Source organism: Methylobacterium nigriterrae (assembly GCF_037106235.1).
GTDB lineage: Bacteria > Pseudomonadota > Alphaproteobacteria > Rhizobiales > Beijerinckiaceae > Methylobacterium > Methylobacterium nigriterrae.
In genome coordinates this window covers 24,790-50,106 of record NZ_JBAWTG010000009.1, presented here as the reverse complement: position 1 = coordinate 50,106, position 25,317 = coordinate 24,790, and the positions used below count along the sequence as shown (strand labels likewise).

The 25,317-nt window shown below is 71.9% G+C and carries 21 protein-coding genes; 11 read left to right on the top strand and 10 right to left on the bottom strand.

Going from position 1 to position 25,317, the window contains the following annotated elements; genetic code table 11:
• The 4 genes from WDW90_RS07815 to WDW90_RS07800 form a co-directional block, all read right to left on the bottom strand.
• Complete coding sequence (locus tag WDW90_RS07815) at positions 1-1,047, bottom strand: hypothetical protein (protein WP_336486791.1); 1,047 nt, start codon at positions 1,045-1,047, stop codon at positions 1-3.
• Positions 1,048-1,194: 147 nt separating this feature from the next.
• Positions 1,195-2,208, bottom strand: coding sequence for an Hsp33 family molecular chaperone (locus tag WDW90_RS07810; RefSeq protein ID WP_336486790.1), 1,014 nt, complete (start codon positions 2,206-2,208; stop codon positions 1,195-1,197).
• Positions 2,209-2,518: 310 nt separating this feature from the next.
• Complete coding sequence (gene argF, locus WDW90_RS07805) at positions 2,519-3,487, bottom strand: ornithine carbamoyltransferase (protein ID WP_336486789.1); 969 nt, start codon at positions 3,485-3,487, stop codon at positions 2,519-2,521.
• A gap of 37 nt (positions 3,488-3,524) precedes the next feature.
• Positions 3,525-4,718 (bottom strand): aspartate aminotransferase family protein, encoded by a 1,194-nt coding sequence (locus WDW90_RS07800; RefSeq protein ID WP_336486788.1) that lies wholly within the window; start codon positions 4,716-4,718, stop codon positions 3,525-3,527.
• A gap of 279 nt (positions 4,719-4,997) precedes the next feature.
• Between WDW90_RS07800 and WDW90_RS07795 the strand changes: the two genes are divergently transcribed.
• The 3 genes from WDW90_RS07795 (at position 4,998) to WDW90_RS07785 (ending at position 7,008) form a co-directional block, all read left to right on the top strand.
• A complete protein-coding gene (locus WDW90_RS07795; RefSeq protein ID WP_336486787.1) occupies positions 4,998-5,471 on the top strand; it encodes a RidA family protein in 474 nt (157 codons plus the stop codon).
• A complete protein-coding gene (locus WDW90_RS07790) occupies positions 5,472-6,224 on the top strand; it encodes a glycerophosphodiester phosphodiesterase family protein (RefSeq protein WP_336486785.1) in 753 nt (250 codons plus the stop codon).
• Between the two features lie 91 nt (positions 6,225-6,315).
• Positions 6,316-7,008, top strand: coding sequence for a TetR/AcrR family transcriptional regulator (locus WDW90_RS07785; protein WP_336486783.1), 693 nt, complete (start codon positions 6,316-6,318; stop codon positions 7,006-7,008).
• Between the two features lie 79 nt (positions 7,009-7,087).
• On the opposite strand, the gene WDW90_RS07780 is transcribed toward WDW90_RS07785, so the two are convergent.
• Positions 7,088-9,100 (bottom strand): alpha/beta fold hydrolase, encoded by a 2,013-nt coding sequence (locus tag WDW90_RS07780; RefSeq protein WP_336486782.1) that lies wholly within the window; start codon positions 9,098-9,100, stop codon positions 7,088-7,090.
• Positions 9,101-9,436: 336 nt separating this feature from the next.
• Here WDW90_RS07780 and WDW90_RS07775 point away from each other — a divergent pair, with 336 nt between their 5' ends.
• The 3 genes from WDW90_RS07775 (at position 9,437) to WDW90_RS07765 (ending at position 12,406) form a co-directional block, all read left to right on the top strand.
• Positions 9,437-10,666: a GNAT family N-acetyltransferase gene (locus WDW90_RS07775; protein WP_336486846.1), complete on the top strand. Its 1,230-nt coding sequence runs from the start codon at positions 9,437-9,439 to the stop codon at positions 10,664-10,666.
• A 2-nt stretch (positions 10,667-10,668) separates the two neighbouring features.
• On the top strand, positions 10,669-11,829 hold the full coding sequence (locus tag WDW90_RS07770; RefSeq protein ID WP_336486781.1) for a M20 aminoacylase family protein: 1,161 nt from the start codon (positions 10,669-10,671) through the stop codon (positions 11,827-11,829).
• Positions 11,830-11,893: 64 nt separating this feature from the next.
• Complete coding sequence (locus tag WDW90_RS07765) at positions 11,894-12,406, top strand: glutathione peroxidase (RefSeq protein ID WP_336486779.1); 513 nt, start codon at positions 11,894-11,896, stop codon at positions 12,404-12,406.
• A 75-nt stretch (positions 12,407-12,481) separates the two neighbouring features.
• Here WDW90_RS07765 and WDW90_RS07760 read toward each other — a convergent pair whose 3' ends face one another.
• A complete protein-coding gene (locus tag WDW90_RS07760) occupies positions 12,482-13,462 on the bottom strand; it encodes a cation diffusion facilitator family transporter (RefSeq protein WP_336486778.1) in 981 nt (326 codons plus the stop codon).
• 237 nt (positions 13,463-13,699) lie between these two features.
• On the opposite strand from WDW90_RS07760, the gene WDW90_RS07755 reads away from it, so the two are divergent.
• Positions 13,700-14,134 carry an HIT family protein gene (locus WDW90_RS07755; protein ID WP_336486777.1) on the top strand — a complete coding sequence of 145 codons (435 nt, stop codon included), beginning with the start codon at positions 13,700-13,702 and terminating at the stop codon, positions 14,132-14,134.
• On the opposite strand, the gene WDW90_RS07750 is transcribed toward WDW90_RS07755, so the two are convergent.
• The 3 genes from WDW90_RS07750 to WDW90_RS07740 all read right to left on the bottom strand — a co-directional run bounded on the left by WDW90_RS07750 (position 14,135) and on the right by WDW90_RS07740 (position 17,198).
• The gene (locus WDW90_RS07750) at positions 14,135-14,623 is read right to left on the bottom strand and encodes a PilZ domain-containing protein (RefSeq protein ID WP_336486775.1); all 489 of its coding nucleotides are present in this window, start codon (positions 14,621-14,623) and stop codon (positions 14,135-14,137) included. It abuts the gene before it with no gap.
• Between the two features lie 83 nt (positions 14,624-14,706).
• Complete coding sequence (locus WDW90_RS07745; protein WP_336486774.1) at positions 14,707-14,940, bottom strand: hypothetical protein; 234 nt, start codon at positions 14,938-14,940, stop codon at positions 14,707-14,709.
• 185 nt (positions 14,941-15,125) lie between these two features.
• The gene (locus tag WDW90_RS07740; RefSeq protein WP_336486845.1) at positions 15,126-17,198 is read right to left on the bottom strand and encodes an NAD(+) synthase; all 2,073 of its coding nucleotides are present in this window, start codon (positions 17,196-17,198) and stop codon (positions 15,126-15,128) included.
• 336 nt (positions 17,199-17,534) lie between these two features.
• Between WDW90_RS07740 and WDW90_RS07735 the strand changes: the two genes are divergently transcribed.
• The 3 genes from WDW90_RS07735 to WDW90_RS07725 all read left to right on the top strand — a co-directional run bounded on the left by WDW90_RS07735 (position 17,535) and on the right by WDW90_RS07725 (position 22,706).
• The gene (locus tag WDW90_RS07735; protein WP_336486844.1) at positions 17,535-20,795 is read left to right on the top strand and encodes a DNA translocase FtsK; all 3,261 of its coding nucleotides are present in this window, start codon (positions 17,535-17,537) and stop codon (positions 20,793-20,795) included.
• Between the two features lie 124 nt (positions 20,796-20,919).
• Complete coding sequence (locus WDW90_RS07730; protein WP_336486773.1) at positions 20,920-21,873, top strand: outer-membrane lipoprotein carrier protein LolA; 954 nt, start codon at positions 20,920-20,922, stop codon at positions 21,871-21,873.
• Positions 21,874-21,896: 23 nt separating this feature from the next.
• Positions 21,897-22,706, top strand: a complete 810-nt coding sequence (locus WDW90_RS07725; RefSeq protein WP_336486772.1) for an exodeoxyribonuclease III — start codon at positions 21,897-21,899, stop codon at positions 22,704-22,706.
• Between the two features lie 354 nt (positions 22,707-23,060).
• On the opposite strand, the gene WDW90_RS07720 is transcribed toward WDW90_RS07725, so the two are convergent.
• Entirely contained in the window at positions 23,061-24,482 is a 1,422-nt protein-coding gene (locus WDW90_RS07720) for an amino acid permease (protein ID WP_336486771.1), read from the bottom strand.
• A 456-nt stretch (positions 24,483-24,938) separates the two neighbouring features.
• Between WDW90_RS07720 and rpsO the strand changes: the two genes are divergently transcribed.
• Positions 24,939-25,208: a 30S ribosomal protein S15 gene (gene rpsO, locus WDW90_RS07715; RefSeq protein WP_336486769.1), complete on the top strand. Its 270-nt coding sequence runs from the start codon at positions 24,939-24,941 to the stop codon at positions 25,206-25,208.
• Positions 25,209-25,317 lie beyond the last annotated feature (109 nt).

Below are 25,317 nucleotides of genomic sequence, written 5' to 3'. Positions count from 1 at the left end.
TCAGCGCGCGCCGGCCGTGCCGCGCTCGCCGCCCTGGCCGCTCCGGCCCGTGCCGCCGCGCCCGGCCTGCTCGGCGCCGCCGCGCTCGGAGGCGTTGCGGATGCCCGACTGGCCGCCGCTGCGCTCACCCTGCTGCATCGCGTTGCCGGCGCGGTTGCCCTGGTCGCGCATCTCGTTCCGCCCGCCGCGGTTCGCCTCGTTTCGGAAGCCGCGCTCGTCGCGGTCCCGGCCGCGCTCGGCGCTGCGCTCCTCGGAGCGACCGCGGTGCTCGACGGTGCTGCGGCTGCGCTCGCTGAAGTTCGCGTTGACCGTGCCGCCGCGGCGCTCGTTCGACGTCACCGTGAGGCGGCGGTACTCGGGCGAGCCGTAGATGACGCGCTGGCCCCGGATGGTGACGTAGCGGGTGTGGCCCGGCCGCTCCTCGCGCACGCTGACGAGGCGGCGGTATTCCGGCGAGCCGTAGATCACCCGCTGGCCGCGAATCGTCACGTAGCGGCGCGGCCCGCCGCGGCGATGCTCGACAGTGACGAGGCGGCGATACTCGGGCGAGCCGTAGACGACCCGGCGCCCGCCGATGAACACGAACCGGCCCTCGCGCCGGTAGCCACCCTCGACGCGCTCAGAGCGGACGTCGGTGCGGTCAACGCGGCGATTCTCGCTGACGCGGTCGCGCCGGCTCCCGCGGATGTCGCTGCGCTCGGCCCGCACCGAGCGGTCCGCGTCGCGGTCGCCGCGGCGATCGGCCCGGTCCGTGCTGCGGTCGCCGCGCTCGGCGCCCTGGCGGTCGGCCCGCTCGGCACCCTGGCGATCCGCACCCTCGCGGCCGCCGCTGCGGGCCTGCATGCCGCCCCGGTCACCCGAATCGCGCTGCGCGCTCCGGTCGCCCGTCTCCGCGTTGCGGGCACCGGCCTTGTCGCCGGCACCCATGCCGGCCCGCGCGCCGCCGGCATTGCCGCCCGCGCCCCTGTCCATCCCGCCGCCGGCGTTCTGCGCGTAGACGGACGTGCTGAACAGCAGTGCTGCCAATCCAATCGCTAGCTTCTTCATGTCGTACCCTCCGATACCGTTCGTGGCTCTCGAAACGCCGAAGGTCTCGAAAGGGTTCAATCGAAGGTTGACGGTTCTACTGGCGACATCAGCGCTTGAGCTTGGCCGTTCCGCCGTCGAGCCGGGCCTTGGACGCCCGGCACGGCGTCAATGCTTGGCCGCGATCTCGGCCTCGACCTGGGCCGGGTCGAGCTCGTAGCGGCGGGAGCAGAACTCGCAGGTGATGCCGATGCGCCCGTCATCCGCCACCATGTCGCGGCGGTCCTCCGCCGAGAAGGAGCGGATCATGCCCATCACGCGCTCGGGCGAGCAGCGGCACTGCTCGGACACGCCCTGCGCCTCGAACACCCGCACGCCGCGCTCGTGGAACAGGCGGTAGAGCAGGCGCTCGGCGGAGACGGCGGGGTCGACGAGCTCGTGGTCCTGGACCGTGCCGACGAGCGAGCGCGCCTCCACCCAGGCATCGTCCTCGGGCGCGCCGCCGGCCTCGAGATGGGCGTGGCCTTCCGGGATGTCGCCGGGCGGCAGGTCGGCGAGCCGCGCCCGGTCGATCGACTGGGGCAGGAACTGCACGAGGAGCCCGCCCGCCCGGTAGCGGGCCGCGCCGTCCTCGAAGGCTTCGGCCACCGCGAGGCGCACCTGGGTCGGGATCTGCTCGGACTGGCGGAAATACTGGTGGGCGGCCTCCTCGAAGCTCTGGCCCTCGAGCGCGACGACGCCCTGGTAGCGGCTCGCCGCCGAGCCCTGGTCGATCGTCATGGCGAGGTGGCCCTGGCCGACGAGGTCCGCGGTCCTGAGCGGGCCCGAGCCCAGCGCCGCGACGCGCCCGGCATCGAAGCGGGCCGTGGCGCGGACGCGGTCCGGCGCCTCGAAATCGACCACGATCATCTCGACCGGGCCGTCCGTCTTGGTCTGGAGCTGGAAGCGGCCCTCGAACTTGAGGGAGGAGCCGAGCAGCACGGTGAGCGCCGCGGCCTCGCCGAGGAGGCGCGCCACCGGGTCGGGGTAGCCGTGCCGGCGCAGGATGGTGTCGACGGCGGGGCCGAGCCGCACGACGCGCCCGCGCACGTCGAGGGCCTCGACCGCGAAGGGCAGGACGGCGTCGTCGAGGCCCTCGCGGCCGTCGGCGGGTGTGGTGGACGTCTCGGTTCCGGCGGTCATGGCCTCTCCGCTGATATGCTGTTCCGGTCCGCCGACCTCTCCTCGACGCGTGCGGCGAGGACGCGGGCCACCTCGCCCGTGCGGGAGAGGTCGGGTCCGCGGAAGCGGACCGAGTGAGGGGTGCGACCTGTCCGGAAAGACCTGGACCCCTCACCCCGGCCCTCTCCCGGACGGGAGAGGGGGTGCGTCGCGCCGCCCGCGGCCGGTCCGGCTGCGCGCGGCGTGCAGGTCGTCGCCTGATGGGGAGGAGCGGCGTGCGCTCGGTCCCGATATGGGGTGGCCCCGCCGCCTTCGCGAGGGGCCCCGCCCCTCAGAGCCCGTTCGCGCGGAGGCACCAGGCCAGGATGCCCTTCTGGGCGTGGAGCCGGTTCTCGGCCTCGTCGAAGACCACGGATTGCGGCCCGTCGATCACCTCGGCCGTGACCTCCTCGTCGCGGTGGGCCGGCAGGCAGTGCATGAAGATCGCGTCCTTGGCGGCGGCCGCCATCAGCTTGGCGTTGACCTGGTAGGGGCCGAGCAGGTTGTGGCGGTGGTGGTCGTCGTCGTCGCCCATCGACACCCAGCAATCGGTCACGACCGCCTCCGCCCCGTCCACCGCCTCGAAGGGATCGGTGGTGACGTTGATCCGCGCGCCCTGGTCTTTCGCCCAGGCGAGCAGCGCCGGCGGGGCCGCGAGCTCGGGCGGCGCCGCGACGTTGAGGGTGAAGTCGAGGCGCGCCGCGGCGTGCACCCAGCTCGCGAGCACGTTGTTGGCATCCCCCGACCACGCCACCGTGCGCCCCCGGATCGGGCCGCGATGCTCCTCGAAGGTGAGGACGTCCGCCATGATCTGGCAGGGATGCGAGACCTTGGTGAGCGCGTTGATCACCGGCACGGTGGCGAAGTCGGCGAGCTCCAGCATCAGCCCGTGGTCGAGGATGCGGATCATGATCGCGTCGACGAAGCGCGAGAGCACGCGGGCGGTGTCGCCGACGGTCTCGCCGCGGCCGAGCTGCATCTCGCTGCCCGTCAGCATCAGGGTCTCGCCGCCGAGCTCGCGCATGGCCACGTCGAAGGAGACGCGGGTGCGGGTGGAGGGCCGGTCGAACACCATCGCGAGCGTCTTGCCGGCGAGCGGGCGCTCCGCAGGCGGCTCGCCCTTGCGGCGGCGGCCCTTGATGGACGCGGCCGCGTCGAGCATGGCGCGCAGCTCGTCGCCGGAGAAGTCCTTCAGGTCGAGGAAGTGGCGGGGGCCGCTCGGGCCGGGGACCTGCACGGTCCCGTTGGTCTGGGCTTGCATCACGATCGATCTTTGAAACAGGTGTCCAGGGCGGCGCTCACTCGGCCGCGCCGCGCAGGCTCGGCTCCAGGGCCACGGCCGCCGCCTCCAGGCGCTCGACGGCGGCGGCCACGTCCGACTCCGTGATGATCAGCGGAGGCAGGAGCCGGACCACGTTGTCGCCGGCCGGGATCACGAGCAGGTGCTCGGCCCGCGCGGCGACCGCGAAGTCCGTGTTGAGGATGCCGAGCTTGAGGCCGAGCATCAGGCCCTCGCCGCGGATCTCCTGGACGATTCCCGGGTGGCGGTCGCGCAGGCCCGCGAGCTTCTGCTTGAGCGCGAGGCCGACGCGGCCGACATGCTCCAGGAAGCCGTCGGCCAGCACAACGTCGAGGACGGCGTTGCCCACCGCCATCGCGAGCGGGTTCCCACCGAAGGTGGTGCCGTGGGTACCCGCCGTCATGCCGCGCGCGGCCTCGCTTGTCGCGAGGCAGACGCCGAGCGGGAAGCCGCCGCCGATGCCCTTGGCCGCGCTCATGATGTCCGGGCTCACGCCCGACCATTCGTGCGCGAACAGCCGGCCGGTGCGCCCGACGCCGGTCTGCACCTCGTCCATGATCAGCAGGAGGCCGTGCGCGTCGCAGAGCGCGCGCAGGCGGCGCAGGTCCGCGTGCGGAATCACCCGAACGCCGCCCTCCCCCTGGATCGGCTCGATCATCAGGGCGGCGGTCTCCGGCCCGATCGCGGCCTCGAGCGCCGCGAAGTCGCCGGCCGGCACCTGGTCGAAGCCCTCGACCTTGGGGCCGAAGCCCTCGATGTATTTCTGCTGGCCCCCGGCCGCGATGGTCGCCAGCGTCCGCCCGTGGAAGGCGCCCTCGAAGGTGACGATGCGGAAGCGCTCCGGATGGCCGCCGGCGGCGTGGTACTTGCGCGCCATCTTGAGGGCGGCCTCGTTCGCCTCCGCGCCGGAATTGGCGAAGAAGGCGACGTCCGCGAAGGTGGCGTCGACGAGGCGCCGCCCCAGCCGCTCCCCTTCCGGGATCTCGAACAGGTTCGAGGTGTGCCAGAGCTTGCCGGCCTGCTCGGTGAGCGCCGCGACGAGGTGCGGGTGTGCGTGGCCCAGCGCGTTCACGGCGATGCCGGCGCCGAAATCGAGATAGCGCTCGCCCCCGCGCGCGACGAGCCACGCCCCCTCGCCGCGCTCGAAGGCGATCGGGGCCCGGGCATAGGTCGGCAGAAGGGCGGAGGTCACGATGTCGTCTCCGTGTCTGGCCTCGCGGGCGCGCCCGCTCCAAATGAAAGTGCCGCCTCGTCAAGCGGGCGGCACGCGCGCGATTACTATGAAACGGACCCCGTCTGTCAATCACAGGTCCGGTACAGGCGCGTGACATGGACCTGTCCCGGGCCCGTTTCGTGAGCTGAATCCCGGGTCGGCCCGCCCGGCCCCGCGCGGCGCCCTTGCGCGGATCCGCGCGCCTGTGCAGACAACCCGCACGGCACGGGATACCGGACGAGAATCGGGGAGCAACGCATGAGCACGGTCAAGGAACGCCTGCAGCGCCTGGGCCTCAGCCTGCCGAGGGCGGCGGCGCCGGTGGCGAATTACGTGCCCTTCGCGCGCACGGGCCACCTCGTCGTCATCTCGGGCCAGATCTGCTTCGGCCCGGACGGCAAGCTCGACCCGGCCCATATCGGCAAGCTCGGGGCCGAGGTCTCGCCCGAGGCGGGCGTCGCGGCGGCGCGCCTCTGCGCCCTCAACGTGCTGGCGCAGCTCGACGCGGCGGTGGGCGACCTCGACCACGCCGTCGTGCAATGCGTGCGCCTCGGCGGCTTCATCAACGCGGTGCCGAGCTTCGCGGGGCTCGCCGGCATCATGAACGGCGCCTCCGACCTGATGGTCGAGATCCTGGGCGATCGCGGGCGCCACGCCCGCTCGACAGTGGGCGTCGCCGAGCTTCCCCTCGACGCGGCGGTCGAGGTGGAGGCGATGTTCGAGGTGCGCTGAGTGGCGCCGAACGCGCCCGCCTGGCTCACCGCCCGGCCGATCGCGCATCGCGGCCTGCACGACCGGGCGGCCGGGATCCCGGAGAACACGCTGGCGGCGGCCCGCGCCGCGGTCGCGGCCGGCTACGCGATCGAGTGCGACGTGCAGCCGAGCGCGGACGGCGAGGCCATGGTGTTCCACGACGAGGCGCTCGGCCGCCTCACCGAGGCCAGCCAGCCCATCGCCTCCCGCCTCGCCTCGGAACTCGGGACGCTGACGGTCGCGGGCACGCCCGAGCGCATCCCGACACTGTCGGCCCTCCTCGCCGAGATCGCCGGCCGGGTGCCGCTCGTCGTCGAGATCAAGTCGCACTATTCGGGCGACCTGACCCTGACACGGCGCGTCGTCGGGACGGTCAAGGGCTACGACGGGCCGGTGGCGCTGAAATCCTTCGACCCCGGCATCGTCGCGGCCCTGCGGGAACTGGCGCCGGACATCCCCCGCGGCATCGTCGCCGAGACCACCCAGGACGACCCGGCCTACGCCCCGATGTCGGAGAGCGCGCGCCGCGCGCTCTCGGACCTGCTGCATTTCGACGAGACGCGGCCCGACTTCCTGTCCTGGCGCGTCGACGACCTGCCCTGCGCGCCGACCTACCTCGCCCGCCTCCTCGGGGGGCGCCCGGTGATGGCCTGGACGGTGCGCACCGAGGCCCAGCGCCGCAACGCGCGCGCGAACGCGGACCAGATGGTGTTCGAGGGGTTCAGGCCGTGACGCGCTGCGGCGGCGGCCACCCGCTTCGCAGCCCGCCCGGCGGCCATTCGCGCCGGGCTGTCCTGCAGGGTGGCCGGATCGATCGAACGCGATGACGGGTCGCGCGAGAGACGCGGCGCAACCTGCCGCACCGCCGCGCAAGCGGAGATCGCTCGGTGGCCGGCCTCGACGGGACGAGGTCGAGACGCTGACCGCCAAGGTGCTCGATGCGGCGTTCGAATTGTTCCTCGCTCAGGGGTACGGGGCGACGAGCATCGAGACCGTGGCGTCCGAAGCCGGCGTCTCGAAGCGGACTTTCTACCATCGTTTCCCGAGCAAGGCGGCGCTGTTCGAGGCCGTGATCCGGCGCGAGTTCGGCAAGAACATGGGCGATCTGGAAGCCGGCTTGCCGGCGATCGGCGGCAATCCGTTCGAGGCTTGGCTGCACGCCGTCGGGCTGAAGTTCGTCGAGCTTAACCTCTTGCCCAGGAACGTCGCGTTCGTCAGGCTGATCGCCGCCGAGAGCGGACGCTTTCCGGAACTCGCCCGCCTCAGCTACGATCTCGGATTGAGGAAGCTGCTCGACATTCTCGAGCGCGCCGTCGTCGCGGCCGTCGACCGGGGCGAGATCGCGGTGCCCGACACGCGGATCGCGGCGGATGCGTTCTTTCACGCCTGCGTGCACGCGATGCAGTGGTCGGCGATGCTCGGGCTGACCGACGGCCGCTTCGACGAGGCCTGCCGGGAACGCTACGACGCGGCGTTCAAGCAGTTCTTCCAGGGTTGCCGGCCCGGGCCGTCGTGACAGGGCGGATCACGCGGCGCGATGCAGGAGGTCCGCTTCGAGGCATTGCGAACCTCCCTATCGCCTTCGTTCGCGGCGATCAGCCGAAATGGCCGTCCGCGAAGGCGCTGCGTCCCTCGACGCCGCCGAACTGCAGGTAATGCAGCATCGGGTCGATGCCCGCCGCCTTCACGTCGCCATAGGTGGCGAGATACGCCTTGCCGTCGAAGCTCGCCGACGGATCGCGGCCTTCCTTCCACCCGAAGGTCTCGTAATGCACAAGCGGGTTGATGTTCGCCTGCGCGACGTCGCCATAGGCGGCGAGATAGCCCTTGGTGTCGAAGACCGCGTTGGGGTTGCGGCCCTCGTGCCAGCCGAAGGTGTCGAAGTGCTGCTGCGCGAAGGCGAAGCTACCGCCCGGCGCCGCGAGCGCCGCCTTGGCCACGTCGGGATTCGCCAGCAGGTAGTACTCTGCGTCGAAGCCCTTGGCCGACTGGAGATCGCCCGGCCGGCCGACGGCGGCGTAGGTCTGGCGCCCCTCGGCCTCACCATATTCGAGATAGTGTTTGAGCGGGTCCTGGCCCGACGCTTTGACGTCCGGGTTGGCGGCGAGATAGCGCTCGTTGTCGAAGTTCGCCGAGGGGTCGCGCCCCTCCTTCCAGCCGCTCGCGTCGTAGTGCTTCAGCGGATCGACGTTGCTGCCGATGGTGCCCTTGTTCGCGGCGAGATAGCCGTTGGTGGAGAAGAGCGCGTTCGGGTCGCGGCCCTCCTTCCAGCCGAAGGTCGCGTAATGCGTCGCCGCGTCCACGCCCGCGGCGAAGACGTCGCCGTTGCTGCCGAAGTAGAACAGCTCGTCGACCAGCGGCGTGTCGTCGGGCGCGCCGAAGCTCCGGTCGCTGAAGGTGAAATGCTCGACTCCGGTCAGCGTGGTCGTCCCGGCGGCGGTCGACACGGTGACGCTCTTCGGCGTGAAGGCGAAGCTCGCATCCTTGAAGGCCACGTTGAACTTCGCCGTGTCGACACCGGTTCCGCCGTCGATCCTGTTCCTGCCCGAGGCGACCTCGAAGAGGTCGTCGCCGCCCTTGCCCAGCAGGATATCGTTGCCGCCGCCATCGACGAGGACGTTCGCCTTATCGTCGCCCGCCTGGATGTCGTCGCCGTTACCGGCCCTCACGAGCCGTCCGCCGTTCGGATCGGTGGTGATGCGGCTGATCCAGTCGAACAACTCCTTCTCATAGTAGTCGTTCGAGATCTGGAGTTGAAGATTGTGTCCAGACATCGGTACGATGATGGTCTGATGGGACGAGGCGGAAGTATATCCGTCGCTTTCCGCCCGGGCGAGCGGCTCCCCGTCGCCCCCGACGACGAAGCGGCTGTCGTTCGCGCCGATGATCGTCAGCACGGGCACCGTTATCAATTTTGCGATTTCGGGGGCGGGCTGCCGCTCTCCGATCGTAGCCGTCTGCCGGATCGCGTCGTCCTGGGCGATCACGCGCGGATCGGCATCGGTCGTGTCGTAGAAGTCCGACCGGAATCCCGCCTTGAGCGTCACGTAGCCGGGCTGCTGCTGCCCCGGCGACAGGTTCGGATCATCCGAACCCAGCTGAATAGTGCTGAAGTCCAGCGGGATGAGGGGGGAGTTGATCGGAAATCCGGTTGCGAGGAGCCCGTCGGCGTCGTTGTATTTCCCGGCCTCGGTGATGGAGACGGCCGAACCGTACGAGTGTCCGACAACGACGATCTTGTCGAAGGTCTTGCCGAGGGCGCCGGCTTTGACTTGGCCGATGATCTCGTGGAGCTCGTCGGCTTGGTTGTCCAGGGTGACGTCGGTCGCGGCAGGCTTGGAACTCCGTCCGTTGCCCAGACGATCGATGGCCAGCGTGGCGTAGCCGGCGCTCTGCGCGGAATCGGGCAAGGAGTACTGGCTGCCGACATTCGGCATGTCCCAGTAGCGGTGATCGTAGGTCGCGCCGTGCACGAGGATCAGCAGCGTGCCGCCGTCGCCGCTGCCGGGCAAGGTCGTGTATTTGCCATAGATCTGGACGTCCGTCGGATTCGTCGCCGACAGGTCGGTCGTGAAAAACACGTCGCTCTGGGTTCCGGGCAGCGCCACGGCGTCCTCCTCTCGTAAGCCGGACGCCGCCTCCGGCGCGCCGAACATCGCTCCGACGCCGGCGGATTGCGACGGACCAGGATCCGATCCGTCATCGCGGCGGCGCAGATTTCTGCCGTATCACGAGAATCAAGGAAACGCTACGGTTTCGTTGCATTTTCGAGCGCCTCCCGGAATATTGGCGCTCCTCAGGCTCAGCTCTCGGTCGAGCCTCGCGCCAAGTGTCGGAATCGATCCGGCCTTGCCGTCGCTCCGGTCGGACCATCATCGGACCCGCGACAGCAGCACGCATGCCGGAAGCTTGCTCCGCTCCATCCGTCGGCTAGTTTCGTGACCATGGAGACATCCTGCCAGCCGGCGCGGAAGCCTGTCGCGGAGCTTCAGGTTCGTGCCGTCCAGGCCCTGTCCGCCATCGGCGCGGCCGAGTGGGACGCCTGCGCCACCTCGCCGGAGACGCTCGCGGCCGGCGACGAGACCTTCAACCCCTTCGTCTCGCACGCCTTCCTGTCGGCGCTGGAGGAGTCCGGCTGCGTGTCCCGCAGGACCGGCTGGCTGCCGCTCCACGTCGCGGTCGAGCGCGGCGAGCGCCTGATCGGCGTCGCGCCCTGCTACCTCAAGAGCCACAGCCAGGGCGAGTACGTGTTCGACCAGGGCTGGGCCGACGCCTATGAGCGCGCCGGCGGCGCCTATTACCCGAAGCTGCAGGTCAGCGTGCCCTTCACGCCCGTTACCGGCCCGCGCTTCCTGATCGCGCCCGGCGAGGACCCGGACGATGCGGTCGCCGGCATCGTCGCGGGGCTGCGCGCGCTCAGGGACGAGACGCAGGCCTCCTCGATCCACGTCACCTTCATGCCCGAGCGGGACTGGGCGCGGGCCGGGGCGCTCGGCTTCCTGCAGCGCACCGACCAGCAGTTCCACTGGGAGAACGACGGCTACGCGACTTTCGAGGATTTCCTGGGCGCGCTCGCCTCGCGCAAGCGCAAGGCGATCCGGCGCGAGCGCCGCGAGGCGCTGGCGGACGGCATCGCGATCGAGCACGTGACCGGCGCGGACCTCACCGAGGCGCACTGGGACGCCTTCTACCGCTTCTACACGGATACGGGCTCGCGCAAGTGGGGCCGGCCCTATCTCAACCGGCGCTTCTTCTCGCTCCTGTCCGAGCGCATGGCCGACCGGGTCCTGCTGATCCTCGCGAGCCGTGCGGGCCGTCCGATCGCGGGCGCCCTCAACCTGATCGGCGACGCGGCCCTCTACGGGCGCAACTGGGGCTGCATCGAGGACCATCCCTTCCTGCATTTCGAGGTCTGCTACTATCAGGCCATCGACTTCGCGCTGGCCCGGGGCCTGAAGCGGGTCGAGGCTGGCGCGCAGGGTGAGCACAAGCTCGCCCGCGGCTACCGGCCGGTGACGATGCACTCGGCCCACGACATTGCCGACCCGGCCTTCCGCCGGGCGGTGGCCGACTACCTGAAGCGCGAGCGCGCCCATGTCGAGGAAGCGGCCGAGATGCTCGGCAGCCTGACGCCCTTCAGGCGCGATTGCAGCCGCAGTGAGAGGGAGGCGTGACCATGAGCCTGCTCGACCGCATCAGGACCTACGCTGGCGAACTGACGGCCTTGCGCCACGACATCCACGCCCATCCCGAGATCGGCTTCGAGGAGGTGCGGACCTCGGGGATTGTCGCCGACCTGCTGCAGGGCTACGGCATCGAGGTGCACCGGGGGCTCGGCGGCACCGGCCTCGTCGGCGTGCTGAAGGGCCGCTCCGACAACGGGCGGCGCATCGGCCTCAGGGCCGAGCTCGACGCGCTGCCGATCGAGGAGGCGACGAACCTGCCCTACCGCTCGACGGTGCCAGGCAAGATGCATGCCTGTGGGCATGACGGGCACACCACGATGCTGGTCGGGGCCGCCCGCTACCTCGCCGAGACCCGAAACTTCGACGGCACCGCGATCTTCGTGTTCCAGCCCGCCGAGGAGGGCCTCGGGGGGGCGCGCGCGATGATCCGCGACGGGCTGTTCGAGCGCTTTCCCGTCGACGAGATCTACGGGCTGCACAACTCGCCGCACGGGCCGCACGGGCGCCTCAAGACGCGGCCCGGCCCCATCATGGCGGCCGCGGACTTCTTCGATATCCGCGTCCAGGGCCGCGGGGCGCACGCGGCCGAGCCGCACCGGGGCATCGACCCGATCCTGGTGGCGACCGCGCTCGCGCAGGCCATACAGTCGGTCGTCTCGCGCAACGCCGACCCGTTGAAATCCTGCGTCGTCTCGATCACGCAGATCCACGCGGGCGCCGCCTACAACGTCGTGCCGGAATCGGCGCAGCTCGCCGGGACCATCCGGACCTTCGACGGCGACATCCGGGAACTCGCCGGCCTGCGCATCCGCGAGCTGGCCAAGGGGTTCGCGGCGGCCTATCGCGCCGAGATCGACGTCGAAATCCGCGACGTGTTCTCGGTGCTCGAGAACCACGCCGAGCAGGCGGCGGCCGCGGCCGAGGTCGCGACCGAGCTGTTCGGGGCGGAGAACGTCGATGCCGACTGCACGCCCCGCATGGGCAGCGAGGATTTCGCCGACATGGTGATGGCGGTGCCGGGCGCCTATGCCTGGATCGGCGGCACGCCGGGGCCGGGCCTGCACAACGCCGCCTACAATTTCGACGACAGCCTGATTCCGCTCGGCAGCGCCTATCTCGCGCGCCTCGTCGAGCGGCGCACGGCGGCCTGAGGACGGCTCCGGGATCCCGCTTTTTCCGCGCGACCCGGAGCCACCGGCACGGCATGATCGCGCCATGACGACGATCTACGACTTCACGCCCGAATCCTCCGACGGCACGCCGCATCCCCTGGAACAGTACAGGGGCAAGGTCGTGCTCATCGTCAACACGGCCTCGAGATGCGGCTTCACCCCGCAATACGAGGGGCTCGAGGCACTCTGGCGCCGGCATCGCGGGGAGGGCCTCGTGGTGCTGGCCTTTCCCTGCAACCAGTTCGGCGCGCAGGAGCCGGGCGACGCCGCCGAGATCGCGCGATTCTGCCGCCTCACCTACGAGGTCGGCTTCCCGGTGCTCGCCAAGGTCGAGGTGAACGGCGCCGGGGCCGAGCCGCTCTTCGTCCATCTCAAGGGCGAGCGGCCGGGCATCCTCGGCACGCAGGCGATCAAGTGGAACTTCACGAAGTTCCTGGTCGGCCGCGACGGCCGCGTCATCGACCGCTACCCGCCGCAGACGAAGCCCGCCGCCCTCGAGGCGGCCATCACGGCGGCGCTCGCCGAGCGCGACGGGGTATTCGGCGAGGGGATCTGACGCAGCGGCCCGCCGGGTCCGGATCGGGGATCGCGCGGCCGCTCGCGACCGACGAGGCGCCTTGCTCCGCTGGCGTCAGGCCCGCGCGCCGCCCTGCACGGCCCGGATCTGGCTCTCGGCGGCGGCCCTTGCCTGGATCTCGACGAAGACCCGCCGCACCTTGCGGTGGCGCGCCTTCAGCGTCCGGTCGAGGCGCTCGACCATGCGCTCGACCTCGCCGGCGCTGAGGTGGTCGGCCATGTCGAGGCTGACGTTCACCAGGATGTCGTCGGGGCCGAGATGCTGGGTCAGCACCTCGTTGACGTGGCGGACACCGGGCTCGGTGCGGGCGACATCCCGGATCGCCGCCACGATCTCGGGGTCGGCGGCCTCGCCGATCAGCAGCCCGTGCGTCTCGATCATCAGGAAGATCGCCATGCCGATCAGGACGAGACCGATCCCGATCGAGGACCAGCCGTCGAGGACCGGCATGTCGAGGGTCTCGGCCAGCACCACGCCTGCGAGCGCGATCACCAGGCCGAGGAGCGCCGCAACGTCCTCGACCAGCACCGTGAACAGGGCAGGGTCCTTGCTGCGGCGGATCGCGGTGACCGGCGGCCGCTCGCCCTTCTCGGCCCAGAAGGACCGGATGGCGACGGCGCAGGAATAGCCCTCGGCCGCGACTGCGAAGCCCAGGATCGCCACGTTCACCCAGAAGCCCGAGAGGTGGAAGCCCAGGACGACCGCGTCCGAGACGGGCTCCGGGTGCCGGATCTTGTGGAACCCTTCGTAGATCGCGAAGGCACCGCCGCCGAGGAAGATGAACAGCGCCACGATGAAGGCGTAGAAGTAGACCTCGCGGCCGTAGCCGAAGGGGTGGCGGGCATCCGCGGGCTTCTTCGCCCGCTTGAGGCCGACGAGGAGCAGGATCTGGTTGGCGGTGTCGACCAGCGAGTGAGTGCCCTCGGCGAGCATCGCGGAGCTCCCGGTCAGGACGGCGCCCGCGAACTTCGCCGCCGCGATGGCGAGATTGGCGCCCGCCGCGGTGTAGATCGCGCCCGTGCTCTCATGCGCCATGTCAGCTCTCTCCTCAGCCGTCCCTTCGGCCGTCGCTGCGGGCGGCTGGGCGGAGCCCGGGTCGCGATCCCGAACTCGTTCCCGAACCGCGATCCCAAGCCTCGCCGTTCGCCGCGAGGGCTCAACGCCCGCGCCGGCTCCGGGTTCGGGGAGGGTTTCCGCCGCCGGGCCGTGGACGCGGGCGGCGCCGGGGTGCATCGTGCGGCCCGATCAGAGAGCCGGCAGCCGAAGGATGCCATGACGACAGCGACCGCCTACGACCCCGACAACATCTTCGCCAGGATCCTGCGCGGCGAGATTCCCGCCCACAGGGTCTACGAGGACGAGCACACGCTGGCCTTCATGGACGTGATGCCGCAAGGCGAGGGCCACACCCTGGTGATCCCCAAGGCGCCGGCGCGCGGGCTCCTCGACGCCGATCCGGCCTCGCTTGCCGCCCTGACCGCGACGGTGCAGCGGGTGGCGCGGGCCGTGAAGGCGGCCTTCGCGGCGGACGGGCTGACGGTGTTCCAGTACAACGAGCCGGCAGGCGGGCAGACAGTGTTCCACCTGCATGTCCACATCGTGCCCCGCCGCGAGGGCGTGCCGCTGAAGCGCCACGAGGGCGGGATGGCCGACCCGGCCCTGCTCGCGGGCCACGCGGAGCGCATCCGCGCGGCGCTCGCCGCCTGATCAGGCGGCGGTCGCGGTGGTGCCGGGATCGGGCAGGCCGGACTCGTGTGGACCGGACCCTTGCAGGTCGGACTCTTGCAGACCGGGCTTGGCCATGCCGGACAGGAGCCGGCGCAGGGCAGCGTTCTCCGTCTCGAGCTCGCTGATCCGGCGCAGCAGCAGCGCGACCGAGGCGTCGAGGGGCGGGCCGGGCTCGGCGGCGGGCGGTGCCGGGGCCCGTACGGTCTCGCGCCGCCCGGCCTCGTCCACGAAGGTGATGCCGACCCCGTCGCTGCGCCGCCAGCGCAGCATCGCGCGGTAGGTTCGGTCCTTCTGGGGGACGAAGAGGTCGAAGATCTCGGGCAGGGTCGCGGTCTCGCTCAGCGCGAGGCGCGCGCCCGAGGGCGAGAAGTCGCGCACGAGGCAGTCCATGCTCGACGCGCCGTTGTTGAAGATGATGCGGCCCTTGAGGAAGACCCTCTGGCGCGCCTCTTTGCGAAGTTCCGACATCCGGCCGTCAAGCTCCGTAATCGACGCCAAGGTCGCATGCAGCCCTTAAGGAATGTTCGCCGCAATCCCGCACCGGCGCCTCGTCAGGCGCAGGTGAAGCGGCGGTCCACGGTCTGGAACAGGTAGAAGCCGTTGAAGCGGATCGCGGTGTCGGCGGCGCGATCGTCGAAGTCGATGGGCGCGTCGGTGCTCGCGTCGAGCTTGCCGCCGAAGGTCCAGCGCCCGCCGCCGAGGAAGGCGGGGACGGCGCAGGATTCCGGCACCGCGCAGCAGAGCCCGTCCACGCTCTTCAGGCGAAACAGGTTGTAGCTTCGCATCGGTGCACCTCCGCTTGGCTGCGCAGGGCCAGGCGCCCGGGCCTGGGCGCCTGGTGGGGCGCACGGCCGGGCCCGAGCCCGCTCGGTCCTGTCACGGCAAGAAACCCCGCGCGAGCCGGAAGCCGGCCGGCGCGGTCATGCCCGAGGCCACGGCATAGTCGCACATTCCGTCGCGTTTGTGTCGCTCAGGTTTCGGGAACGTTGCGCTCGAGCTCCGCGAGCCAGATCCGGGCGCTCGCATCCGAGGGGGCCCGCCAGTCGCCGCGGGGCGAGAGGGCGCCCCCGGCCGAGACCTTCGGGCCGTTCGGCAGGGCCGAGCGCTTGAACTGGCTGAAGCCGAAGAAGCGCGCGAGGAACACGCCGAGCCAGTGCCGGATCTGGGGCAGGTCGTAGGCCTGCCGCTTCGCCTCGGGGAAGTCCGGCGGCCAGGCGCCGCGCTCGGCCGCGCTCCAGGCATGCAGCGCCAGGAAGGCGATCTTCGAGGGCTTGAACCCGTAGCGCAGCGTGTAGAACAGGTTGAAGTCCTGGAGCGCGTAGGGGCCGATCTTGGCCTCCGTGCTCTGGGGGCCGGCATCGGCCTCCGCCGGCACCAGCTCGGGCGAGATCTCGGTGTCGAGGATGGCCTGGAGGGTGCGGCCGGCCTCGGCATCGAGCTGCCCCGTGCCGATCACCCAGCGGATCAGGTGCTGGATCAGGGTCTTGGGCACCCCCGCATTGACGCCGTAATGGCTCATCTGGTCGCCGACCCCGTAGGTGCACCAGCCGAGCGCCAGCTCCGAGAGGTCGCCGGTGCCGATCACGAGGGCGCCGTTCTGGTTGGCGAGTCGGAACAGGTAGTCGGTGCGCAGGCCCGCCTGCACGTTCTCGAAGGTGACGTCGTAGACCGCCTCGCCCCGCCCGAACGGGTGGCCCATGTCGGCGAGCATCTGCTTGGCGGCGGGGCGGATGTCGATCTCGGCGGCGGTGCAGCCGAGCGCCCGCATCAGCGCGTGGGCATTGGCCTTGGTGGCCTCCGAGGTGGCGAAGCCCGGCAGCGTGTAGGCCAGGATGTTGGCCCGGGGCAGGCCGAGCCGGTCGAGGGCCTTGGCCACCACGATCAGGGCGTGCGTCGAGTCGAGGCCGCCCGACACGCCGATCACGACCCGGGCGGTGCCGGTGCTCTCGAGCCGCTTGGCGAGGCCGGCCACCTGGATGTTGTAGGCTTCGTAGCAATCCTGCGCGAGCCGGGCCGGGTCGGCCGGCACGAAGGGGAAGCGCTCGACCCGGCGCAGCAGGCCGAGATCGTCGGAGGCCGGCTCGGACCGGAATGGGATGCGCCGGAAGCCGCCCGCGCGGGTGCAGGCGCTGTCGTCGCGGGCGTTGTCGTCGAACGTGCCGGATTGCAGCCGGTCCTGGCGGATCAGGTCGAGGTCGATGTCGGCGAGCGTCGCCACGGGGCCGGCGGCGAAGCGCTGCCCTTCCGCGAGGCGGACGCCGAGCTCGTCGATGCTGGTCTGCCCGTCCCAGGACAGGTCGGTGGTGGATTCGCCCAGGCCCGCCGCCGCGTAGACGTAGGCGCACAGGCCCCGCATGGAGGCCGCGCGGGTGAGCAGCGCGCGCGATTCCGCCCGCCCCACCGTGATCGGGCTGCCCGAGGGATTGACGAGCACGCTCGCCCCCGCGAGCGCCGCGCGCATGCCGGGCCCCTCCGGCACCCAGAGGTCCTCGCAGACCTCGACGCCGACCGTGAGACCCTCGATGTCGGCCGCCTCGAACAGCAGGTCGGTGCCGAAGGGCACCTCCAGGCCCGCCACCCGGATCGTCTCGCCCGCGATGCCGGCGCCGGGGGCGAAGTGCCGCTTCTCGTAGAATTCCCGATAGTTCGGCAGGTAGCTCTTCGGCACCGCGCCGAGCAGGCGCCCGCCCTGGATCGCGAGCGCGCAATTGTAGATCCGGTTGCGCCAGCGCAGGGGCGCGCCGACGACGAGGAGGGGCCTGAGGCCGGCGGAGGCGTCCGTCACGTCCCCGACCGCCGCCTCGACGGCGTCGAGCAGCGTGTCCTGCAGGAACAGGTCCTCGATCGCGTAGGCCGAGAGGTTCAGCTCCGGGAACACGGCCAGCACGGCGCCGTGGGCGTGGCACTCGCGCGCGAGGCTCAGGGTCTCCTCGGCGTTGCGGCCGGGCTCGGCCGGGTGGCTGCGGCCCGTGCAGGCGGCGACGCGCGCGAAGCCGTGCCGATAGAGGGAGCGGAAATCCGTTCGGGCGGAGGAGGGAGCCAAGGCGATGCCGTTCGTGCCGGAGTGGACCTCGCACAAGCCTAGTGCGGGGGGCGGCCCTGCTCCAGAGGCGCGCGCGCAGGGCACGCCCGATCCCGGTCCGGGCCCGTGCGGTCGCGGGCGAGGGCCCCGCCGCAGGGGCCGTTTCAAGCATCCGTTAACGACGATCGGCCTAACTGGCTCGGAACCGCCCCGCCTGGGGCGTGCCCATCCGTCGAGTCATCTTGAGAACCCATGCGCGCATCGGGACGGCCTCCGTATTCCCATCGTGACCCCTCTCGCCCCGGCCGGGGCGGCGACCGCTCGGGCCTGTCCATCGGCGCCCTCGCCAACCGGCTGATGTCCCTGCGGGCGAGCCTGAGCCGCCGGCTCGCCGGCGCGCCGCCGCGCCCGAGCTACGCCATCGCGGGCACCCGCCCGGCGCCGAGCTGGCTCACCGCGCCGAACGCCCTGGTGGGCCGGGGCGAGATCGGCGCCCCGGATCCGGGCGACCCGCCGCAGGGCGCCGGCCGGGACGACCGCCCGGGACCCGGCATCGCGCATCGGGCTCTCGCGACCCAGGGCTGGCCGGCCGAGATCTTCGACGACCGGGCGAGCCCCGAGATGCTCGCGCCCCGTCCCGAGAGCCGCATCGACATGGCGGCGTCGAGCCCTGGCGTGCTGATCCGCTCGCCGCGCCGGCCGGCCGCGATCACCCCCGAGACCGCGCCGCCCGACCTCGCCTCCGCCCTGCCACCGCTGCCGGGCGCATCGCTGCCGGCGACGGGGCCGGCCGAGCGGCCGGAGCCCGCCGTGCGCTACACCCGCACGCCCGACACCGTGCTGCAGGAGCGGCGCCAGCGCGCGCTCGACGCCGAGCGCGCCGCACTCGCCCAGGCCCAGGCCGAGGCGCAGGCCGCGCTCCGGGCGATCGAGGCCGAGCGGGCCGCCAGCGAGCGCGCGGCCCTGGAGGCCGCCGAGGCCGCCAGCGCCGAGCCGCCGGTGCCGCTCTGGCGCCAGCCCTTCGTGCCGCCGCCCGGCGTGCGGTTCTTCCGCACGCCCGACCGGCGTCCGGCCAAGCCCGCCGCGGCGGCGATCGAGGCCACCCGTGCCGAGCCGGAGCCCGTCGCCGAGCGCGACTGGTCCGAGGTGTCGGACTGGTCGGCCGTGCAGCCCTGGTACGAGGGTCAGACCTTCCCGTCGCTCGGGGATTGGTCGTCGGCGGAGGCCTGGGCGGCGGTCCAGGCCGAGGCCGGCGCAGGGGACGCTGCCGCGGCCGGCGCCCGCACGGAGATGCCGGCCGAGCCGTCGCAGGACCTGCCGGCCGACCGCTTCGTCTCGGTGCCGCTCGACATCTCGCTCCTGCGGGCGCTCCCGCCGAACCCCGTCTACGTGCTGGAGCGCCTCGTGCGCTTCGACGGCACCCGCCTGCCCCGCCCGGCCGACGCGCAGGACAACGGTGCCGAGCGTGCGGCCGAGGCCGCAACGGCACCCGCCGCGCGCCCTGCCCTCTCCCTCGTCTTCGGCCCCGGCGCGGATTTCGCGGCCAGGGACGCGGAGCCCTCGCCCGTCCCGGCCGCCGAGGCGCCGCGCCCGGGCCAGCGACCGCTGCCGGTCTCCGCGATGGCCGCCCGCGCGGCGATCCGCGCCGCCCGGCCGCCGGGCATGCCGGCGGCGCTGCCGGAGGCGACGCCCACCGCGAGCCGGCCAGCGCCGATCGCCCTGCCGATCCCGCCGCGCCCGGTCCTGCTGCGCAGCAAGGCCGCAACGGTCGAAACCCCCCTCCCCGCTCCCATGGCGGCGCCCGACCTCGAGGAGGCCGCGACCGACGCCGCGGCGTCCGAGCCCGCGATGATCGAGACGGCGCCCGCGCAAACCCCCCTCCCCGCTCCGGCGCTGCCCGTCGTCGCCCCGCGCGCCGTGATGCCGGAGCCGCGCGCCACCCTGATTCCGGCCGGGCGGCACCTCGCCGTCTCGGTGGTCGAGAACGCCGATTACGAGCACCCCTCCCTCGAACTCCTGGCCCTGCCGGAGGCCGGCGGCAGCGAGGAGGTCGACGCCGACGTGCTGGAGCAGAACGCGCTGAACCTCCAGCAGACGGTGCAGGATTTCGGGGTCCGCGGCGACATCCTGGCGGTGCGGCCTGGCCCCGTCGTCACCCTCTACGAGCTCGAACCCGCCCCCGGCACCAAGTCGAGCCGCGTCATCGGCCTGTCGGACGACATCGCCCGCTCGATGTCGGCGGTCTCGGCCCGCGTCGCGGTCGTGCCCGGCCGCAACGTCATCGGCATCGAGCTGCCGAATGAGACCCGCGAGACGGTCTACCTGCGCGAGCTGCTCGCCTCGCCGGACTTCGCCGGGAGCCGGCACAAGCTCGCGCTGTGCCTCGGTAAGAACATCGGCGGCGAGCCGATCATCGCGGACCTCGCGCGGATGCCGCACCTGCTGGTGGCCGGCACCACCGGCTCGGGCAAGTCGGTGGCGATCAACACCATGATCCTCTCGCTCCTCTACCGGCTGAAGCCCGAGGAGTGCCGGCTGATCATGGTCGATCCCAAGATGCTGGAGCTCTCCGTCTACGACGGCATCCCCCACCTCCTCTCCCCCGTCGTCATCGACCCGAAGAAGGCGGTGATCGCCCTCAAATGGGCCGTGCGCGAGATGGAGGAGCGCTACAAGAAGATGTCCAAGATCGGCGTGCGCAACATCGACGGCTACAACGCCCGCATGGCCGAGGCCCGGGCGAAGGGCGAGGTGATCCTGCGGACCGTGCCGGCGGGCTTCAACCGCGAGACGGGCGAGGCGGTGTACGAGCAGGAGGAGATGGACCTGTCGGCCCTGCCCTACATCGTGATCGTGGTCGACGAGATGGCCGACCTGATGATGGTGGCGGGCAAGGAGATCGAGGGGGCGATCCAGCGGCTGGCCCAGATGGCGCGGGCGGCCGGCATCCACCTGATCATGGCGACCCAGCGGCCCAGCGTCGACGTGATCACCGGCACCATCAAGGCGAACTTCCCGACCCGGATCTCCTTCCAGGTGACCAGCAAGATCGACTCGCGCACGATCCTGGGCGAGATGGGCGCCGAGCAGCTTCTCGGCCAGGGCGACATGCTGTTCATGGCCGGCGGCGGGCGCACCACGCGCGTGCACGGGCCGTTCTGCTCGGACCTCGAGGTCGAGAGCGTGGTGGCCCACCTCAAGCGCCAGGGCCGGCCCGCCTATCTCGAGGCCGTCACCGCCGACGACGGCTCGGCCGAGGGCGAGAAGCCGGCCCGCGGCTCGAAGGCCGACAAGGCCGAGCGCGCCGAGCGAGCCGAGGCCGAGGAGGAGGCCGACGCCCCGATCTTCGACGTCGGCAGCTTCGTGGCCTCCAGCGGCGGCGAGGCGGGCGACCTCTACGAGCAGGCGATCCAGGTGGTGCTGCGGGACAAGAAGGCCTCGACCAGCTACATCCAGCGCCGCCTGCAGATCGGCTACAACCGCGCCGCCTCGATCATGGAGAAGATGGAGATCGACGGCATCGTCGGCCCGGCCAACCACGCCGGAAAGCGCGAGATCCTGGTCGAGGGCGGGCCCTCCTCCATGATGCCCGGCTCGATGATGTACGACGACGATTGAGGCCCGCGCCGGCCCTTCGCGGGCCGGCGTCGCATATTCGCCACAGGGCGGGGCTCTAAGCGCAACGCCGCCGCGCCAAAGCCTGCCCGCCACCCGCCTGCCCGTCTCCCGGAGTTCGCCCACGATGATCGGCCGCCGCCAGAGCCTGCTTGCCGCGTCGCTGCTCGTGCTCGCGGGCGTCCTTCGGCCCGATCCGGCGGCCGCCCAGGTCTCGTCCTTCCTCGACAGCCTGTTCGGCCGCAAGGAGGAGCCGGCACCCGAGCCCGCCCCCGCCCCGAAGGCGCCCGCCCCGGCCCCGAGGAAGGCCGCGCCGAAGCAGGCCAAGGAGGCCGGCCGGGACGGCAAGGAGGCCAGGACCGGTGACAAGCCGGGCGAGAAGGCGGCGGATCGGGGAGGCGAGAAGACCGGAAGCCTGAAGGCGGCCCCGCACAAGGCCGCTCCGGCCGAGGCGAAGGTCGCCGCCGTCGGGGCCCCGAACGCCGCCGCCGCGCTCGCCGAGGATGCCGACCCGGCCACCTTGCTCGCGCAGGCCAACGGCTACTTCAACGGGATGACGACGCTCACGGCGAACTTCGTGCAGATCGGCGCGGACGGGCGCCGCATCGGCGGCAAGCTGACGCTCGCCAAGCCCGGGCGCCTGCGCTTCGACTACGACGAGCCCTCGCCGCTCCAGGTCGTGGCCGACGGCACCTCGGTCGCGGTGCGCGACCGCAAGCTCGCGACGCAGGATCTCTACTTCATCGCGCAGACGCCGCTGAAATTCCTCCTGCGCGAGAAGATCGACCTCGCCCGCGACCTCACGGTGACCGAGGTGACGAACGATCCCGGCGGCATCCGGATCGGGCTCGAGGACCGCTCGACGCTCGGCGGCACCTCGAAGATCCAGCTCTTCTTCGACGCCGAGATGAAGACGCTGAGCCAGTGGCGGATCACCGACCCGCAGGGCTACTTGACGACCGTGCAGCTCTCGAACCTGCAGAAGGGCAAGGCCGTCGACGGCATGCAGTTCGTGATCAATTACGGCCGCCCCGAGGACAAGGCGCTGCAGCAGCAGATGCAGCAGACACAGAGCCGCTGACGCCCTCTCACCCGAAACAGACCGTGCGCCTCACCGTCACCACCTGGAACATCAACTCGGTGCGCCTGCGCATCGACCTCGTCCTGCGCTTCCTGGCGGAGGAGCGCCCCGACGTGCTCTGCCTGCAGGAGACGAAGTGCCCCGACGACGCCTTCCCGCTGAAGGCGCTCAAAGGTTCGGGCTACGAGCACGTCGTGTTCGCGGGCCAGAAGGGCTACAACGGCGTCGCCATCCTGTCGCGCTTCCCGCTTCTGACGCGGGACGTGATGAGCTTCTGCGAGCGGCCCGACGCGCGCCATATCTCGGCGGTGCTGGGGCCCGAGGCGGCCCAGGCCGCCGGCATCGTGCTGCACGATTTCTACGTGCCCGCGGGCGGCGACATCCCCGACCGGGGGCTCAACCCGAAATTCGCGCACAAGATCGATTTCCTCGACGAGCTGCGCGCCTGGGGCGGACGGCGGGTCAAGGGCCCCGCCATCCTCGTCGGCGACCTCAACGTGGCCCCGCTCGAGCACGACGTCTGGTCGCACAGGCAGCTCCTCGACGTGGTGAGCCACACCCCGATCGAGACCGAGCGCCTGGAGACGCTGCGGGGCGAGGCGGGCTGGATCGACGCGGCGCGCCTGCTGACGCCGGAGCCCGAGAAGATCTACACGTGGTGGAGCTACCGCTCGCCCGACTGGGCGGCGGCCGACAAGGGCCGTCGCCTCGATCATGCCTGGGTCTCGCCGGATCTCGCCGGGACCGTCCGCAGCGTCACCGTCTCCCGCCACGCCCGCGGCTGGGACCGCCCCTCCGACCACGTGCCGGTGACGCTCGCGCTCGAGCTGTAGGGCGGCGGAACGCGGCGGGCCGCGGCGGCATTCTCCGGGGACGAGGCGGGCCGCCCGCCCGCGCGCCGCAACCGGAGATCCCATGCGCAAGATCCTGATCGCCTTCCTGCTGCCCAAGGTCATCCAGTTCCTGCGCCGCCGCTACGGCGGCGGACGGCACGGCCGCGGCTCGTACCGATGAGATGCGGCGCGACGCTGCGCGGATTCCCCTGCCCGCCACCTCTCCGGTGCGGGCGAGATCGAGTCCGGCAGAGAGAATCCGCGCCTTGTCGGGACGGGCCCCGGCCCCTGAACCGACGTCGCTCCGCGCGAATCCACGGACCCCTGCGGGAGAGGCGGACGCGGCGCGATCGTTCAGCCCGAGCCGGTGCCGTCCGCCCCTGCCCGCCGGCCGTAGGCCGCGTAGATCGCGAGCCCGACGGCGAGCCACGCCGCGAGGCGGATCCAGGTGTCGCCCGGCAGGCCCGCCATCAGGACCAGGCAGGACAGGATGCCGAGGCCCGCGACGACCGGTGCCGCCGGCACCCGGAAGGGGCGCGGGCGCGCGGGCTCGGTCCGGCGCAGAACGAGAAGTGCCGCGCAGACCAGGATGAAGGCGAACAAGGTCCCGATGCTGACGAGCTCGCCGAGCAGGTCGATCGGCACGAAGGCCGCCACCGCGGCGGTCAGGAGCCCGATCACGCCCTGGCTGAGCGCCGGCGCGCGGCGCGTCGGGTGCACCCGCGCGAAGGCGCCCGGCAGGAGGCCGTCGCGGGCCATGGCGTAGAAGATGCGCGCCTGCCCGTAGAGGGCGGTCAGCGCCGAGGTGGTCAGGCCGACGAGCGCGCCCATCTTGATCACCGCCGCGAAGGCGCCGAGCCCGATCGCGTCGATCGCCCGCGCGATCGGGTCGGGCACGTCGAGGTCGCGGTAGGGCACGAGGCCCGTCAGGACCGCGGCCACCGCCACGTAGAGGGCCGTGCTGACGAGGAGCGAGCCGATCAGCCCGATCGGCGCGTCGCGCTGGGGCGCCCGCGCCTCGCCCGCCGCCGTCGAGACGGTCTCGAAGCCGATGAAGGCGAAGAAGACGATTCCCGCGCCCCGCAGCACCCCGCTCCAGCCGAACGCCCCGAAGCTGCCCGTGTTCGGCGGCACCAGGGGTGACCACAGGGCGGGGTCGAGATGCGCCGCGCCGACCAGGACGAAGCCCAGGATGATCGCCACCTTGAGGCCTACCAGGGCGGCGTTGGCGCGGGCGGCCGCGCGGGTGCCGCGCATCAGGAGAGCCGTGAGGGCGAGCACGATCGCGGCGGCCGGCAGGTCGACGAGCCCGCCCGCTCCCGGCGCGGCCGCGAGCGCCGGGGGCAGGCGCAGCCCGAGATCGGCCAGGAGGCTCTGCGCGTAGCCCGACCAGCCGGCCGCCACGGTGGCGGCCGCCATGGCGAATTCGAGCACGAGGTCCCAGCCGATGATCCAGGCCGCGAGCCGCCCGATCGCGGCGTAGGCGTAGGTGTAGGTCGAGCCCGCCGCCGGGATCATCGCGGACAGCTCGGCGTAGCACAGGCCGACGAAGGCGCAGGCGATGCCGCCGAGCACGAAGGAGAGCATCAGGCCCGGCCCCGCGTAACGCGCTGCCGCCGTGCCCGTGAGCACGAAGATGCCGGCCCCGATCGTGGCGCCGACTCCGATGCAGACGAGGCCGAGGGCCGAGAGATCGCGGGCGAGCGGCGGCCCGCCCGCGCCGTCGCGATTCTCGGCCAGGATACGGTCGATCGGCTTGCGGGCGCTCACCGGCATGGCGTCACGGACGAAGGCGCGGGCAAGTGGTCACGGGCAAGTGGTCACGGGCAAGTGGTCACGGGCAAGTGGTCACGGGCAAGTGGTCACGGGCAAGTGGTCACGGGCAAGTGGTCACGGGCAAGTGGTCACGGGCAAGAGGTCACGGGCAAGAGGTCACGGGCGATGGCGGTCATCCGGCTCCCCCCGCCCGCGCGGGCGGCCTTCTCCGGCGGCGGATCCTGCGCCATTCCGGCGCCGGCGGACAGCGCCGAATCGGGGCACACGGGAGGGGTGGCGCTCTCTGCGGTTTCGTGTATGGTCCGCGCGGCCTCGACCCGGCGACGGGCGGGGCCTGAACCGCTTGGGGACAGACCCTGCTGGACGACATCCCGGCAGCGGCCGACGCCCCGGGCACGCGCCGCCCCCGCCTGCGGGGCCGGGCACCCGTACATCCAATCCCGAAAGGCACAGGCGATGTCGATCACGGCAGAGCGCAAGACCGCGCTCATCAAGGAATACGCGCAGGGCGGCAAGGACACCGGCTCGCCGGAGGTCCAGGTGGCGATCCTCACCGAGCGGATCTCCAACCTGACCCAGCACTTCAAGACCCACGGCAAGGACAACCATTCCCGCCGCGGCCTCCTGAAGCTGGTCTCGCAGCGCCGCTCGCTGCTCGACTACGTCAAGCGCAAGGACGAGGCCCGCTACCGGTCCCTGATCGAGCGCCTCGGCATCCGCCGCTAAGACCAGATCGCGCGGTTCCGGGCCCGGCCCGGGACCGCGTTTTACCGACGACGGGGCGGATGGGTCCGGCCCGTCGATCCCCGGGCGACTTCGAGGCGCGGCGCCAGGG